Origin of the sequence: Aeromonas sp. 61P (assembly GCF_051919545.1) — a bacterium.
GTDB classification, from domain to species: Bacteria; Pseudomonadota; Gammaproteobacteria; order Enterobacterales; family Aeromonadaceae; genus Aeromonas; species Aeromonas veronii.
In genome coordinates this window covers 786,814-801,068 of sequence record NZ_JBQBEL010000001.1, presented here as the reverse complement: position 1 = coordinate 801,068, position 14,255 = coordinate 786,814, and the positions used below count along the sequence as shown (strand labels likewise).

12 protein-coding genes and 1 pseudogene are annotated in these 14,255 nt (G+C 57.3%); 8 read left to right on the top strand and 5 right to left on the bottom strand.

The window, feature by feature from the left end:
- Positions 1 to 160 precede the first annotated feature (160 nt).
- From ACTG2O_RS03885 to ACTG2O_RS03865, 5 genes and pseudogenes are all read left to right on the top strand, one after another.
- Positions 161 to 535, top strand: a pseudogene (locus ACTG2O_RS03885) (MBL fold metallo-hydrolase); the annotation flags it as partial.
- Positions 536 to 626: 91 nt separating this feature from the next.
- Positions 627 to 1,586: a helix-turn-helix domain-containing protein gene (locus tag ACTG2O_RS03880; RefSeq protein ID WP_019446827.1), complete on the top strand. Its 960-nt coding sequence runs from the start codon at positions 627 to 629 to the stop codon at positions 1,584 to 1,586.
- A 65-nt stretch (positions 1,587 to 1,651) separates the two neighbouring features.
- Positions 1,652 to 2,356, top strand: a complete 705-nt coding sequence (locus tag ACTG2O_RS03875) for a helix-turn-helix transcriptional regulator (protein WP_127007981.1) — start codon at positions 1,652 to 1,654, stop codon at positions 2,354 to 2,356.
- Between the two features lie 89 nt (positions 2,357 to 2,445).
- Entirely contained in the window at positions 2,446 to 3,219 is a 774-nt protein-coding gene (locus ACTG2O_RS03870; protein ID WP_043820704.1) for an alpha/beta fold hydrolase, read from the top strand.
- Between the two features lie 204 nt (positions 3,220 to 3,423).
- Positions 3,424 to 4,188: a GNAT family N-acetyltransferase gene (locus ACTG2O_RS03865; RefSeq protein WP_439975359.1), complete on the top strand. Its 765-nt coding sequence runs from the start codon at positions 3,424 to 3,426 to the stop codon at positions 4,186 to 4,188.
- 62 nt (positions 4,189 to 4,250) lie between these two features.
- Here the strand turns inward: ACTG2O_RS03865 and ACTG2O_RS03860 are convergent.
- From ACTG2O_RS03860 to dnaA, 5 genes are all read right to left on the bottom strand, one after another.
- Positions 4,251 to 5,470 (bottom strand): IS3 family transposase gene (locus tag ACTG2O_RS03860; protein WP_439975358.1). Its coding sequence is split into 2 segments (ribosomal slippage): positions 4,251 to 5,116 and positions 5,116 to 5,470, totalling 1,221 coding nucleotides; the frame shifts between segments, so codons are not numbered across the junction.
- A 111-nt stretch (positions 5,471 to 5,581) separates the two neighbouring features.
- The gene (gene gyrB / locus ACTG2O_RS03855; protein WP_005357188.1) at positions 5,582 to 7,993 is read right to left on the bottom strand and encodes a DNA topoisomerase (ATP-hydrolyzing) subunit B; all 2,412 of its coding nucleotides are present in this window, start codon (positions 7,991 to 7,993) and stop codon (positions 5,582 to 5,584) included.
- A complete protein-coding gene (recF, locus tag ACTG2O_RS03850) occupies positions 7,990 to 9,093 on the bottom strand; it encodes a DNA replication/repair protein RecF (protein WP_058059796.1) in 1,104 nt (367 codons plus the stop codon). The genes gyrB and recF overlap by 4 nt, the downstream gene beginning before the upstream one ends.
- Positions 9,094 to 9,095: 2 nt before the next feature.
- Positions 9,096 to 10,199, bottom strand: coding sequence for a DNA polymerase III subunit beta (gene dnaN, locus ACTG2O_RS03845; RefSeq protein ID WP_005339306.1), 1,104 nt, complete (start codon positions 10,197 to 10,199; stop codon positions 9,096 to 9,098).
- An 83-nt stretch (positions 10,200 to 10,282) separates the two neighbouring features.
- Positions 10,283 to 11,653 (bottom strand): chromosomal replication initiator protein DnaA, encoded by a 1,371-nt coding sequence (gene dnaA / locus ACTG2O_RS03840; protein WP_005339307.1) that lies wholly within the window; start codon positions 11,651 to 11,653, stop codon positions 10,283 to 10,285.
- Between the two features lie 311 nt (positions 11,654 to 11,964).
- Between dnaA and ACTG2O_RS03835 the strand changes: the two genes are divergently transcribed.
- Genes ACTG2O_RS03835 through ACTG2O_RS03825 form a run of 3 tightly spaced genes read left to right on the top strand, consistent with a single transcriptional unit; the run spans position 11,965 to position 14,139 of the window.
- Positions 11,965 to 12,723, top strand: coding sequence for an amino acid ABC transporter substrate-binding protein (locus ACTG2O_RS03835; RefSeq protein ID WP_005339308.1), 759 nt, complete (start codon positions 11,965 to 11,967; stop codon positions 12,721 to 12,723).
- Positions 12,724 to 13,392, top strand: a complete 669-nt coding sequence (locus ACTG2O_RS03830; RefSeq protein ID WP_019445518.1) for an amino acid ABC transporter permease — start codon at positions 12,724 to 12,726, stop codon at positions 13,390 to 13,392.
- A 12-nt stretch (positions 13,393 to 13,404) separates the two neighbouring features.
- Positions 13,405 to 14,139 carry an amino acid ABC transporter ATP-binding protein gene (locus tag ACTG2O_RS03825; protein ID WP_439975357.1) on the top strand — a complete coding sequence of 245 codons (735 nt, stop codon included), beginning with the start codon at positions 13,405 to 13,407 and terminating at the stop codon, positions 14,137 to 14,139.
- The last annotated feature ends 116 nt before the right edge of the window (positions 14,140 to 14,255 follow it).

Here is a 14,255-nt window from a genome sequence, read left to right as displayed (position 1 = left end):
TAGAACATCAACCTGTTGGCCCGATAGTGATGATAATCGACCCGTGGGCCACTGATGGCAATGCGCTCCGCACTCCATAATTGGTTGCATATCCACCAGCCAACATGGAGCCATCTCATGAAGATTACCCAGGTTCGTAACGCCACCTTGCTGCTCGACTATGGCGGTACTGGGCGAGCGCATGGGAGAAGTGTGCGGTGTGGTCTTCTCCCACCCCGTTGAGCAGTGCCTCTATCTGGCCGGTGATACCATCTGGCATCCCCGGGTCGAGCAAGCCCTGCAACAGCATCAGCCCGAGGTCATCATCCTCAACTGCGGCGATGCACAGGTGCCCGGACTCGGTTCCATCATCATGGGCAAGGAGGATGTCGCCGCCGTTTATCAGGCCGCACCGCAAGCCACGCTGATCGCCAGCCATATGGAGGCGGTCAACCACGCAGTGCTGTCACGCCAGGAGCTGCGCGACTATCTGACGAAACGGGGCATGACGGATCGGGTACGGGTGCCGGAAGATGGCGAGGCGATATCGCTGTGACCCGCAGGAGGGCCATGCCAGAGATGGCCCTTCGGCTTTCACTGCCAGACGCTTATGATGAGGGGTCTGCGCGCAGAGAGGAGCCAACACCATGACCACCCCGATCGTTGCCGTGGTGACCTTCGATCACTTCAGCCCTTTTCACTGCGCCGTCCCCTGCCTCATCTTCGGCGATATTCTGCCGGGCCAACCGCTGTTCGAGCTCAAGATCTGCTGCGGCGATGGCAACCCTCATTCACACTCAGCGCAAGGCTTCACCATTCAGGCTCCTCATGGGCTGGAGGTGCTGGCCGAGGCGGAGATCATCGTCATCCCCTTCTGGCACGACCCGGCAGCACGGCCACCAGCAGCGCTGCTCGATGCCCTGATTGCCGCCAGAGCCAGAGGTGCCCGGCTGGTCGGGCTCTGCCTCGGTACCTATGTGCTCGCCTACGCCGGGCTGCTCAATGGTCGCAAGGCATCGACCCACTGGGAGTACGAGCAGGATTTCTGCCACCGCTTTCCCTGCGTGCAGCTCGATACCAACGCCCTCTATGTGGATGACGAGGGGCTTGTCACCTCGGCAGGCACTGCCGCCGGGCTGGACTGCTGCCTCTATCTGGTACGCCAGTACCACGGATCGGCCATCGCCAACAAGGTGGCACGGAGGCTAGTGATCCCGCCTCACCGGGAAGGGGGGCAGGCCCAGTTTATCGAGCAGCCGGTGCCCGCCTCCACCCGCGATGTCCGGATGAACCAGTTGCTCGATCACTTGCGTGCCCATTTGGCCGCCCCTCATACCCTGGATTCTCTGGCGGCCCACACCCTGATGAGCCGCCGCACCTTTACCCGCCGTTTTCATCAGGCTACCGGCCTCTCGGTGGGTGAATGGCTGCTGGCGGAACGGCTCAGGCGCAGTCAGGAGCTGCTGGAGGTAAGCGGCCATTCCATCGACCGCATCGCCGAGCTGGTCGGCTTCAAGAGTGCCACCTCCCTGCGCAATCACTTCCGCGCCCGCTTTGCCATCTCCCCCAGCGAGTGGCGACGATCTTTTCGTGGCCAGAACTCCTGATGATGCCCGCTGTACCCGCTCACTCCGCTATGGCAGGCTAACCAGAGACCCCGAGGAGTCATACCATGTCCCGTTCCGAACGCCTGCTGGCCCTGCTCCAGCTGCTGCGCGGCCACCGCTACGCCATCACAGGCGCGGAGCTGGCCAGCCAGCTTGGCATCAGCCTGCGCACCCTCTATCGGGATATCGCCACCTTGCAGGCGCAAGGTGCCCATATCGAGGGTGAACCCGGGATCGGCTATGTGCTGCGTCCCGGCTTCATGCTGCCACCATTGATGTTCAGTGAAGAGGAGCTGGATGCGCTGGTGCTGGGGTCGCGTTGGGTCGTCGCCCACGGTGATGGAGCCTTGAGTGCATCGGCCAGCAGTGCGCTGGCCAAGATAGAAGCCGTGCTGCCCGCCGACTATCGCCAGCAGCTCCAGAGCAATGCCCTGCTGATCGGCACCTCCCGCAGCGACAGCCTCACCGATGAAGCCCCCCTGCGCAGTGCCATCCGCCAGCAACGCAAGGTGACCCTGATCTATCGGGATCTCAAGGATGAGGCCTCTGAGCGCACCGTCTGGCCCTTTGCTCTAGGCTACTTCGAACAGGTACGGGTACTGGTGGCCTGGTGCGAACTGCGTCAGGGCTTTCGCCACTTTCGGGTCGATCGCATCACCCGGATGCAGCCACAAGATTGCCGCTATCCAAAAAGCAGAGAGAGCCTGCTGAAGGAGTGGCGCGCCACCCAGCAAATCCCGCAGCCGAAATTCATTGCTGACAGAAACTGACAGCAGGTAGCGCCATGCTGAGGGGGTCGGCGCAGATGTGCTATTTCATCTGTTAGGTCATATACATCGAAACGAGGTTGCTCAAAAACATGAACAATAAAAGTGGTTATATCGGCGTCAACGGTGGTGAGTTGTATTACGAACTTTCGGGTAATCCTGATGGTGAGCCTTTATTGATGCTTCATGGTGGCCTTGGTTCCCTTAATGAACTAATACCCATTCAAAGATATGTTGCCATGGATTATCAGTTGATCAGTGTAGATTTCCGTGGCCATGGAAAATCCCCTCTAGGTAGTAAGCCATTGAGTTACTTGCAGTATCAGCAAGATATCCAAACACTCCTCGACTATCTGGGCGTTGATAAATATTCAATATTTGGCTTTAGTGATGGTGGTATCGTAGGTTATCGACTAGCCGTACAAGAACCCGATAGCGTTTCTTGTTTGGTTACTCTTGGTGCAACGTGGCGATTAGAGCCTGATGATCCATCACTCGGGTTGCTAAGCGGCTTAACAGCAGACTTTTGGATTTCAAAGTTTGCCGATGATGTCGCGCTATATAAGGTGTCAAATCCCGAGCCTGATTTCCCAAAACTGGTCGATGCTGTAAAGGCTGTTTGGCTTGATACAACACCATCTGGCTACCCGAGTAACCTGGTTGAAAAAATTCGTTGTCCGACATTAATCATGAGGGGTGATAACGATGTCATATTTTCGCTTGAGGAGTCTGTGGCTTTAAAAGCAAAAATCGCAGATTCCAGTTTTGCCAATATTCCACTCGCGGCTCACTCAGCTCATCAAGAATCGCCGGAACTGGTAGGTAAAATGCTTCAACAGTTCATGTCACAGCATAAAAACTATTAACTCTTCCATAGCACACTGCATATAAAGAATCAGCTCTGTGCAAGTGAACTCATCATCAAAATGCCGAACATCAAATTCGGCATTTTCTTTATTTCAGCCCGCTCGCCCATCCTTTCAACTGCCAGTGTTTCACGTGGAACGTCGGGCGGCATCCGGCTGGGCCGTCTGTGCTATCATCCCCGCTCCTTACTCTCTGGAGAAACAATGACCACTCGACATAATCCGCTCGAACTGTACCAGCCGGACAACAGATCCCCCGATAAACTGAGCGAACGACAGCTGATGCTATTTGCCCTACTACAACAGCGTGAGCAGGAGTTTGGCTTCAACCAGAACGTAATCGTCCACTACCCGGAAGCGAGCTTTCTCACCGCTCCGCTCGATTATCTGGATCTGCTGATCCAGGAACAGCAGCAACAGGGTCACCTCATCAATGAGGTGGTGATACTCACCACTTACCCTCAGGTGCACATCCCACTGGTCGAGCGTGACTATCTGCATGAAGCGGTTCATATGCCCGCAGGTCCGGATCACACGGCAATCTTCAGATTGGATTATGGTGCTAATCCGGCAGGCAAAACCCTCTATATCGAGGCCGTCAATGAGCAGGACCCCAAGATCTGGCCGACCTTTGTGTTGATGTTGCGCGATGAGCATGGTGAGCTGCAGGGCGGCATGTCCGGATCAATCTGGACTCAGGATAAGCGGCGTTACGCCTATATTGGCACTGTGGTGGTGCAACCTGGGCAACCCGCAGGAACCGGCACCCTGCTCGCCAATACCGTGCTGGAGTACCTGACGCAGCAAGGGGTTTACGAGGTCAATCTCGGTACCCAGACCGCCGAGCCCTTCTATGCCAAACTGGGCTTCCAGACCATTCACCACATAGTGCCAGCGTTGCGTCACCGCACAGCTAGCGATGGCGCTGTGCTACCCCACAACCTGGTCATCATGAGCAAAATGCTCTGATAAAGCAGACTACTGTCTAGTCCTGAAATAGGTTTACACATTTTCAACTAGCATTTCTCTACTCAGACCCCCCGATGTACCGCATCGGGGGGTCTGTATTTCAACGCATGATGCGGCCGCTCCGCGTTGTAAATATCCACTGCTTCACGCACCATTTCCCGCGCTTGCGTTAAATCTTGCGGGCTTTGCAACAATAACTCTCCTTTCAAAATCCCGTTCACCCGCTCCGCCAACGCATTCTGGTAACAGTCATACCCATCCGTCATCGAGCATTTCACCCCGTACCGTTCATGTAGTGACTGATACAGCCCAGAACAATACTGCACGCCGCGGTCCGAGTGATGGATGAGTTCACCGCTGCCACGTCGTTGCTTCAGTGCTTTCTTGAACGCCATCGCCACCGATTCGGCGTGCATCCCTTCGTGTACGTGATGGCCCACTATCTTGCGTGAGTAGGCATCCGTCACCAGGCTCAGGTACAGTGGCCCGCTCCTGGCTGGCAGATAGGTGATATCTGCGACCCAGACCTGCTCCGGGGCCACCGGTGTGACCTGCTCTGGCCCCGCCTTGAGCAAGTTGGGATGACGGTAGAAACGGTGAAAACTGTGAGTGGTCTTGTGATACGCCCGTCTGGGCTGCACCAGCAGGCGGTGCTCGGCCAATATCTGAAACAGCCTGTCCCGCCCGACCTTGAGCCCGTCATCATCCTGACCCTGCAGCAGATAATGCAGCTTGCGAGTGCCCACCCGAGGTTGTCGCAGTCGAACTTGACGCACAAAGCGCACCACCTGCAATCCCTGAGCATGGCGCTCGTCGGCGACCCGATTGCGCTTGTAGTAAGCCTGCCGGCTTATCCCCAGAAACAGGCAAGCCCTGACAATGGTCGGCCTCTCGACTTGCCGCTGCGAGAGGACTTGCCGGGTCGCATTTTTACGATGGAGACGCCGTAGTCATTCTTCAGTACATCGACGACGGCCTCAAAGAACTGGGCCTTCTGGCTCATCAGCGCCAGCTGCTGCTCGAGTTCCTTGATGCGCTGTTCGGGCGTCTGGTTGTCGGGGTCAGGCATGGTGATGCTCCTGCCGGCGCGTACAGAAGCCCCCTGGCTCCAATCTTGCCGACCATGTTTACGCAACCATACCAGAACGGTGGAGCGGCCCTGAATGCCATAACGCACCTGAGCCTGTTTGTAGGTGAGCTCGCCTTTTTCAATCTGCTCGACCAGTGCCAGTTTAAAAGTCAGCGAGTAATCGCGCTGTGTCCGTTTCACACCTTGTCCCATCGGGTTCTCCATTTATTGGGGGGAAAGGTGTAAACCATATTCAGGACGGGACATACAGATGTAAAAAAGCCGCTCTTGTGAGCGGCTTTTTATTGCAATCAGCGAGTCTGATTAGACGTCGAGGTTGGCTACGCGCAGGGCGTTGGTCTCGATAAAGTCACGACGGGGCTCAACGGCATCACCCATCAGGGTGGAGAAGAGCTGGTCAGCGCCTACGGCGTCGTCGATGGTGACGCGCAGCATGCGGCGGGCTTCCGGATCCATGGTGGTTTCCCACAGCTGGTCCGGGTTCATCTCACCCAGCCCTTTATAGCGCTGGATATAGATGCCGCGTTTGCCTTCGCCCATCAGCCACTCGACGGCTTCCACGAAGTTGGCAACCGGCTTCACCTTCTCGCCACGCTTGATGAAACCACCTTCCTCAATCAGGTTGGCGATCTCCTTGCCCAGCGAGACCAGTTGACGGTACTCACCGGATTGCAGGAAGTCGTAGCTGAGCGGGTATTCGCGATCGACCCCGTGCTGACGTACCACGGCGTGCGGCACGTACAGGCTGCGCTCTTCGTCACGACGAACCTGGATCTGGTACTGGATACCGTGGTTGCTCTCGTTGAGCACGGCTTCCATCCCCTGACACCAGGCCAGCAGATCGCTCTCGCTGTTCAGCAGCGCTTCGTTCAACTCCGGCTGATAGATCAGCTGGGTCAGCACGGCTTCCGGCGCACGACGAGACATGCGGGTGATCAGGTGAGTCACCGAGCGGTGCTGGTTGACCAGGCGCTCCAGTGCCTCGCCACCGATAGCCGGGGCAGACTCGTTGACGTGCAGAGTGGCACCATCCAGCGCCATGGCGGTCTGGTACTGCAGCAGCGCGTCTTCGTCTTTCAAATACTGCTCCTGCTTGCCCTTTTTCACTTTGTAGAGCGGCGGCTGGGCGATGTAGACGTAGCCACGTTCGATGATTTCCGGCATCTGACGATAGAAGAAGGTCAGCAGCAGGGTTCGGATGTGCGCACCATCGACGTCCGCATCGGTCATGATGATGATGTTGTGATAGCGCAGCTTGTCCGGGTTGTACTCGTCGCGACCGATACCGCAACCCAGTGCGGTGATCAGGGTGCCCACCTCTTGCGAGGAGATCATCTTGTCGAAACGGGCCTTCTCCACGTTCAGGATTTTACCCTTGAGCGGCAGGATGGCCTGGTTCTTACGGTTGCGACCCTGCTTGGCGGAACCGCCAGCAGAGTCCCCTTCCACTATGTAGAGTTCGGAGAGAGCCGGGTCTTTTTCCTGACAGTCAGCCAGCTTGCCGGGCAGACCAGCGATATCCAGCGCGCCTTTGCGGCGGGTCAGTTCGCGGGCTTTGCGGGCCGCTTCGCGGGCACGGGCCGCATCGATGATCTTGTTGACCACGATCTTGGCATCGCCCGGGTTTTCCAGCAGGAAGTCCGCCAGCTTCTCACCCATCGCCTGCTCAACTGCGGTCTTCACTTCGGAAGAGACCAGCTTGTCCTTGGTCTGGGAGGAGAACTTGGGATCCGGCACCTTGACGGAGATAACGGCAATCAGACCTTCACGCACGTCGTCGCCACTGGCGGCAGACTTGGCCTTCTTGCTGTAGTCCTCTTTGTCCATATAGGAGTTCAGAGTACGGGTCAGCGCGGTACGGAAGCCAACGAGGTGAGTACCACCATCCCGCTGCGGGATGTTGTTGGTGAAGCAGTAGACCCCTTCCTGATAAGCGTCGTTCCACTGCATCGCCACTTCAACGCCAATACCATCCTGCTCGGTGGTGAAATGAAACACCTTCGGGTGGATCGGGGTCTTGTTCTGGTTCAGGTACTCAACGAATGCCTTGATGCCACCCTCGTAGCAGAAATGCGCCTCGCGGCCATCACGCTCGTCTTGCAGACGGATGGAGACACCGGAGTTGAGGAAGGAGAGCTCGCGCAGGCGCTTGGCCAGGATCTCGTAATGGAACAGGGTATCGCTGAAAATGGCAGGGCTCGGCCAGAAGCGAACTTCGGTACCGGTGCCGGTGCTGTCGCCAATCTGCTTGAGCGGCGCCTGCGGCTCACCCAGATGATAGGTCTGCTCGTAGACGTGGCCGTTACGACGAATGGTCAGCAACAGCTTGTCAGAGAGGGCGTTAACGACGGAGACACCCACGCCGTGCAGGCCGCCGGATACCTTGTAGGAGTTGTCATCGAACTTACCGCCAGCGTGCAGCACGGTCATGATGACCTCTGCGGCGGAGCGGCCCTCCTCCTCGTGCATGTCTACCGGGATACCCCGGCCATTGTCACGCACAGAGACAGAACCGTCGGAATGGATCTTGACCAGAATATCGGAGCAGTAGCCAGCGAGCGCCTCGTCAATGGAGTTATCGACGACCTCGAACACCATGTGGTGCAGACCCGAGCCATCATCCGTATCGCCGATATACATCCCCGGGCGCTTGCGGACCGCATCCAGGCCCTTCAGCACCTTGATATTCGAGGAGTCGTAAGTATTTTCACTCATAGCTTACTCTCTGCCTTCTCTAACGTTTCGGAGATTTTACCCTGTTCCACGTGGAACAACTTGCAGTCATTCGCATCCATCATGTCTGCGAGCTGACCGGTGTCGATGGCGGTGATAAACACCTGGGACGCACACTGCTTCAGCCTTGCGGCCAGCAAGCGGCGCTTGTCGACATCCAGTTCAGAGGCAAAATCGTCAATTAAAAAAATACAGCCACGGCTGCTATGTTGATTCAAATAGAGCCCTTGGGCCAGTCGCATGGCGCAGACCAGCAACTTCAGCTGACCCCGGGACAAAATATCCTGAGCGGGTACCCCGTTCGCCTTGAGGCGCACATCGGCTTTCTGTGGACCGACACCGGTATAGCCCAGCGCCCGATCCCGCTCAAACCCCGCCTCCAGCAGATCGCCGAGGGGAGTGTCTTTCTCCCAGCCCCGGTAAAAGCCGAGACTGATATCGAATTCCGGCAGAAAATCCGCCGTCATCTCCTTGATCAGGGGCGTAATGGCCTGACAATAACTGGCGCGAAACTCGGCCAGCTCAGCACCCAGCCGCACCAGCTCCTGATCCCAGAACGCCAGCTGGCGGTACTGGGTGCTCTGGCGCAACAGCGCATTGCGCTGTTTCAGCAGCCGCCGCACTCGTCCCCACAGGGCAAAGAAGGTCGGCTCCTGATGGAAAACGCCCCAATCGAGCCAGGCACGGCGAGCCTGAGGCCCGCCCGTCAGCAGGTTGAAGCCATCGGGATGGATCAACTGCACCGGCAACAGCTCCGCCAAATCGGCCAGCCGCTGGGCCTGCGCCCCGGCAATCTTGAGCTGGGTCTCGCCACTCTTGTCTTTGGCAAGACCGATCGGTACCTGACGCCCCTCCAGTTCACACTGGGCAAACAGGGTAAACGCCCTCTCCCCCTGGCGGATGACCCGCCCGGTCAAATGAGTGCGAAAGGAGCGCCCCAGACCAAGGTAGTGAATGGCTTCCAGCACGCTGGTCTTGCCGCTGCCATTGCACCCGACCAGAATGTTGAGGCCGGGCGACAGCTTGAGACTGGCTTGCTGGATATTGCGAAAGTCGCTGAGCTGGAGTTTGACCAGGGACACGACTAGATCCGCATCGGCATCACCACGTACTGAGCATCCTGATGTTCAAAATCCTCAATAATGGCACTGCTGATGGAATCGCTCAGGCTAATCCGAATTTGGTCACATTTTAACGTATTCAGCACGTCGAGCACATAAGAGACGTTAAAGCCGATCTCCATCTCGCCAGCGGCATATTGTACGTCAAGCAGCTCTTCGGCTTCTTCCTGTTCCGGGTTGTTCGCGGTGATGCGCAGCAGGTTTTCCTGCAGATTGAGACGCACCCCACGGAATTTCTCGTTGGAGAGGATGGCGGCGCGGGCAAACGCCTGACGCAGATCCTCACGGCCGGCAATCAGGGCCTTGTCGCTGTTGCGCGGAATGACGCGGCGCCAGTCCGGGAAGCGGCCATCCACCAGCTTGGAGGTGAAGATGAAGCCGTCGAGGGCTGCACGCAGGTTGCTGCGACCGATCTGCAGACGTACCGGCTTATCTTCCGCTTCCAGCAGACGCACCAGCTCCAATACCCCTTTGCGCGGCAGGATAACCTGATGATCGGGCAGCGATTCCCCTACTACCTCGCGGCGGCAGGTGGCCAGACGGTGACCATCGGTCGCCACGGTACGCAGACCGTGACCTTCACTCTCGAACAGCATGCCGTTCAGGTAGTAACGCACGTCCTGGCTGGCCATGGAGAACTGGGTCGCATCGATCAGCTTTTTCAGCTCCAGCTGGCTGATATCGAACTCGAGCACGGATTCCCAATCCTCGATGTTCGGATACTCGGTCGCTGGCAGGGTCGAGAGGTTGAAGCGGGAGCGACCGGACCGGATGATCAGGCGCTCGCCTTCGGTATTGAGACGGATCTCGGCACCTTCCGGCAGACCACGGCAGATATCCAGCAGCTTGCGCGCCGGTACTGTGGTGCGGCCATCTTCACTGGCCCCGTTCAGATAGACCTGACCGATCATCTCTACTTCGAGATCGGTACCGGTCAGTGACAGCAGACCGTTGCTGACATCAAGCAGCACGTTGCCGAGGATCGGCAGGGTCGGTCGGCCGCCGAGGGCGCCGGACACCAGTTGCAGAGGACGTAACAGGGCCTCACGGCTAATTTCGAGCTGCATCTGTGCTCTCCGTTGTGATTAGGAGGAAAAGATTCGGATCAGGTTGGAATATTCGCGCTGCATCTGTCCACTCGATTCCGTTATCAGGAAGAAAGGGTACGGATCAGGTTGGAATAGTCCTCCTTGATGTCGTGACTCTCCTCCTTCAGCTGCTCGATCTTGCGGCAGGCATGAAGAACGGTAGTGTGGTCACGGCCACCAAAGGCATCACCTATCTCCGGCAAACTGTGGTTGGTCAGCTCCTTGGCCAGTGCCATCGCCAGCTGGCGCGGACGGGCAACGGAGCGGGAACGACGCTTGGAGAGCAGATCCGCCAGCTTGATCTTGTAGTACTCCGCCACCGTCTTCTGGATATTGTCGATGGTGACCAGCTTCTCCTGCAGTGCCAACAGGTCGCGCAGCGCTTCGCGCACGAAATCGATGTTGATGGCACGGCCGGTGAAGTTGGCGTTGGCGATCACCCGGTTGAGGGCGCCTTCCAGTTCACGGACGTTGGATCGCAGACGTTTGGCAATGAAGAAGGCCACTTCGTCCGGCAGATGGATCTGATTCTCGTCTGCCTTGCGCATCAGGATCGCGACGCGGGTCTCCAGCTCCGGCGGTTCGATCGCCACGGTCAGGCCCCAGCCGAAGCGGGACTTGAGGCGATCCTCGACACCGTTGATCTCCTTCGGATAGCGATCCGAGGTCAGGATGATCTGCTGATTACCTTCCAGCAAGGCATTGAAGGTATGGAAGAACTCCTCCTGGGAGCGCTCCTTGTTGGCGAAGAACTGGATGTCATCGATGAGCAGGGCATCGACGCTGCGGTAGTAACGCTTGAACTCTTCAATGGCGTTGTTTTGCAGCGCTTTCACCATGTCCTGAACAAACCGCTCGGAGTGCATATAGATGACTTTGGCATCTTTTTTACTCTCCTTGATGGCATTGCCAACGGCGTGCAGCAGGTGGGTTTTACCCAGGCCAGTGCCGCCATAGAGGAACAGCGGGTTGTAAGCACCACCCGGATTGTCCGCTACCTGACGGGCAGCCGCTCGCGCCAACTGGTTGGACTTACCCTCGACGAAATTCTCGAAGGTATAGTTCACGTTGGTGTTGCTCTTGTGGTTCGGCTCGGGCTTGGCTTCAGCCTTGCTTTCCCAGCTCTTCTGCAAGTTATTCACAGGCGCGGCACCCTGTACCGGCGCTCTGGCGACAGCAACAGGATGGGGACGATTGCCTATATCAAAACGCAGGGCGGGGCCGTCGACCCCGCAGAGTTCGTTGATGATGCCGTTAACCCGGATGAGATACTTGTCTCGTACCCAGTCCAGAACAAAGCGATTCGGTGCATACAGGGTCAGAGTATTGTCACTCAACTCCGCTTGAAGCGGCCGGATCCACATGCTGAATTCTGCCGAGGGCAACTCATCTTGCAGCCGGTTAAGGCACTGCTGCCATAGCGAAGCAGTCACTCTAAACTCCTGTCGATTGATTAACTAAAGACCGGCTATTCTACGTTTTTAGCCGCCGGATCTCCAGCCATCGCCCGGTGGATCCAGCAAATAAGATCCTTGACTTTCAAGGATCCAGCGCCTTTGGATCGGATTTCATCCCCAAAGTTACCCACAGCTTGATCCACCGTCCTGATTGGTCGATCCCGTGCTTCTCTCCTGTTATTTCATATAACCAAATGTCATTTATTTTTTAAATTTTATTCCAATAACATCAGGGCCAAACCAGTTATTACAACTACAAATACAAGACATTGAGAGAGAGAAACACCATGAAAACATCCATCAAACTGATTTCCGGCGCAGCCATCCTGCTCGCCACCCTGTCCGGTCAGGCCATCGCCCAGGAAACCATCAAGGTCGGCATGTCTGGCAAATATTTCCCGTTCACTTTCGTCAAGCAGGACAAGCTGCAGGGCTTTGAAGTGGATATGTGGAACCAGATCGGCGAGCGCACCGGCTACAAGGTCGAATTCGTGACCGCCAGCTTCTCCGGCCTGTTCGGCATGCTGGAAACCGGCCGCATCGATACCATCTCCAACCAGATCACCATCACCGACGAGCGCAAGGCGAAGTACGACTTCTCCCAGCCTTACGTCTATGACGGCGCCCAGATTGTGGTACGCAAGGGCAACAGCACCATTCATGGCATCAAGGATCTGGAAGGCAAGAAGGTGGCCGTGAACCTGGGTTCCAACTTTGAAGAGCTGCTGCGCAAGAACGACCCGAACAAGAAGATCGACATCCGCACCTATGACTCCGCCTTCGAGCAGGATGTCGCCCTGGGTCGCATCGATGCCTTCGTGATGGACCGCGTCTCCACCGCCCAGCTGATCAAGGAGTCCAAGCTGCCGCTGCAACAGGCTGGCGCACCGTTCGAGACTATCGAGAACGCCCTGCCCTTCTTGAAGACCCCGGAGAAACAGGCGCTGCTGAAGAAGGTCGACGAGGCCCTGACCGCCATGCGCAAGGATGGCTCCCTGCGTCAGATCTCCGAGAAATGGTTCGCTTCCGACATCACCGACAAATAAATGATGGAATTTGACCTCGAATACACGCTGGGGCTGTTTCCCATCCTGCTCAAATACCTGGGCACCACGATGGAAATGGCCCTGTGGGGATTCGTGCTGGCACTCGTACTCTCGCTGGCCCTGGCGATAGTACGGGTGTTTCGCGTCCCCGCGATTCACTGGCTGGCGATGCTCTATATCTCGTTCTTTCGGGGTACACCGCTACTCGTTCAGCTGTTTCTGCTCTACTACGGACTGCCGCAACTGTTTCCGATCTTCGTGGGGATGGATGCCTTTACCGCCGCCATCGTCGGTCTGACCCTGCACTTCGCCGCCTACATGGCCGAGTCGATCCGCGCAGCCATCCTCGGCATTCACAAAAGCCAGATGGAAGCGGCGCTCAGTATCGGCATGAGCCGTTATCAGGCAATGCAGCGGATCATCCTGCCGCAGGCGGCCCGTATCGCCACTCCGTCGCTGATGAACTACTTCATCGACATGATCAAAAGCACCTCGCTGGCGTTCACCCTGGGAGTGGCCGAGATCATGGGCAAAGCGCAGATGGAAGCCTCCTCCTCCTTCAAGTTCTTCGAGAGCTTTATGGCGGTGGCGCTGATCTACTGGGTGGTGGTGATCTTCTTTACCCGCTTGCAGCATCTGCTGGAAGTCCGTCTCAACCGTGCCTATTAAAGGAGGGCGTTCATGATCAAGCTAACCGGCCTCTCCAAGGCATATCACGGCAATCAGGTGCTCAACGGCATCGATCTGGAGATCAAAAAGGGGGAAATTGTCGTCATCATCGGCCCCTCCGGCACCGGCAAGTCGACCCTGTTGCGCTGCCTGAACCTGCTGGAGACCCCGGATGCGGGCACCCTTGCCATCGACGATCTCGAGCTGAATCTGGCCAAGGCCAGCGAACAGCAGGCGATCGAGCTGCGCAAGCGGGCCTCCCTCGTGTTCCAGAACTACGCCCTTTTTGCCAACAAGACGGCGCTGGACAACATCGCCGAAGGGCTGATCACCGTCTGGAAGCAGCCAAAAGCGGAGGCCCGCGCCACAGCGCTCGGCATCCTCAAGGACATTGGCCTCGCCGACAAGCAGGATGCCTATCCGGCCTCCCTCTCCGGCGGCCAGCAGCAACGGGTCGGCATTGGCCGCGCCATGGCGGCCCACTCCAAGGTGATCCTGTTTGACGAGCCCACCTCGGCCCTCGATCCCGAGTGGGTCGACGAGGTTTTGGGACTGATGAAAGAGTTGGCCCGCCAGCACCAGACCATGGTGGTGGTGACTCATGAGATTGAATTTGCTCGTGATGTTGCCGATCGGGTGATCTTCATGGAAGGGGGGCGGATCGTCGAGCAGGGCCCGCCGGATCAGATATTGGTCGATCCCAAGGATCCCCGTACCCGGGAGTTCTTGCGGAAAGTCCTTAAATAGCTCTCTCTTTGGCGGCCTGGCCGCCTTTTTTATTGAGGGATCCCTTGTTTAACCCCGGGTTGCCAGTATAATCCGGAGCCCTTGATCCTCTGGATCCTCACGCTCGGCAGTGGCCT

Excerpts from the sequence above, each read along its gene's own strand:
- ACTG2O_RS03825 (WP_439975357.1), top strand. The coding sequence starts at position 13,405 with ATGATCAAGCTAACCGGCCTCTCCAAGGCATATCACGGCAATCAGGTG.
- ACTG2O_RS03880 (WP_019446827.1), top strand. The coding sequence starts at position 627 with ATGACCACCCCGATCGTTGCCGTGGTGACCTTCGATCACTTCAGCCCT.
- dnaN (WP_005339306.1), bottom strand. The coding sequence starts at position 10,199 with ATGCAGCTCGAAATTAGCCGTGAGGCCCTGTTACGTCCTCTGCAACTG.
- ACTG2O_RS03870 (WP_043820704.1), top strand. The coding sequence starts at position 2,446 with ATGAACAATAAAAGTGGTTATATCGGCGTCAACGGTGGTGAGTTGTAT.
- ACTG2O_RS03830 (WP_019445518.1), top strand. The coding sequence starts at position 12,724 with ATGATGGAATTTGACCTCGAATACACGCTGGGGCTGTTTCCCATCCTG.
- gyrB (WP_005357188.1), bottom strand. The coding sequence starts at position 7,993 with ATGAGTGAAAATACTTACGACTCCTCGAATATCAAGGTGCTGAAGGGC.
- ACTG2O_RS03835 (WP_005339308.1), top strand. The coding sequence starts at position 11,965 with ATGAAAACATCCATCAAACTGATTTCCGGCGCAGCCATCCTGCTCGCC.
- ACTG2O_RS03865 (WP_439975359.1), top strand. The coding sequence starts at position 3,424 with ATGACCACTCGACATAATCCGCTCGAACTGTACCAGCCGGACAACAGA.
- ACTG2O_RS03875 (WP_127007981.1), top strand. The coding sequence starts at position 1,652 with ATGTCCCGTTCCGAACGCCTGCTGGCCCTGCTCCAGCTGCTGCGCGGC.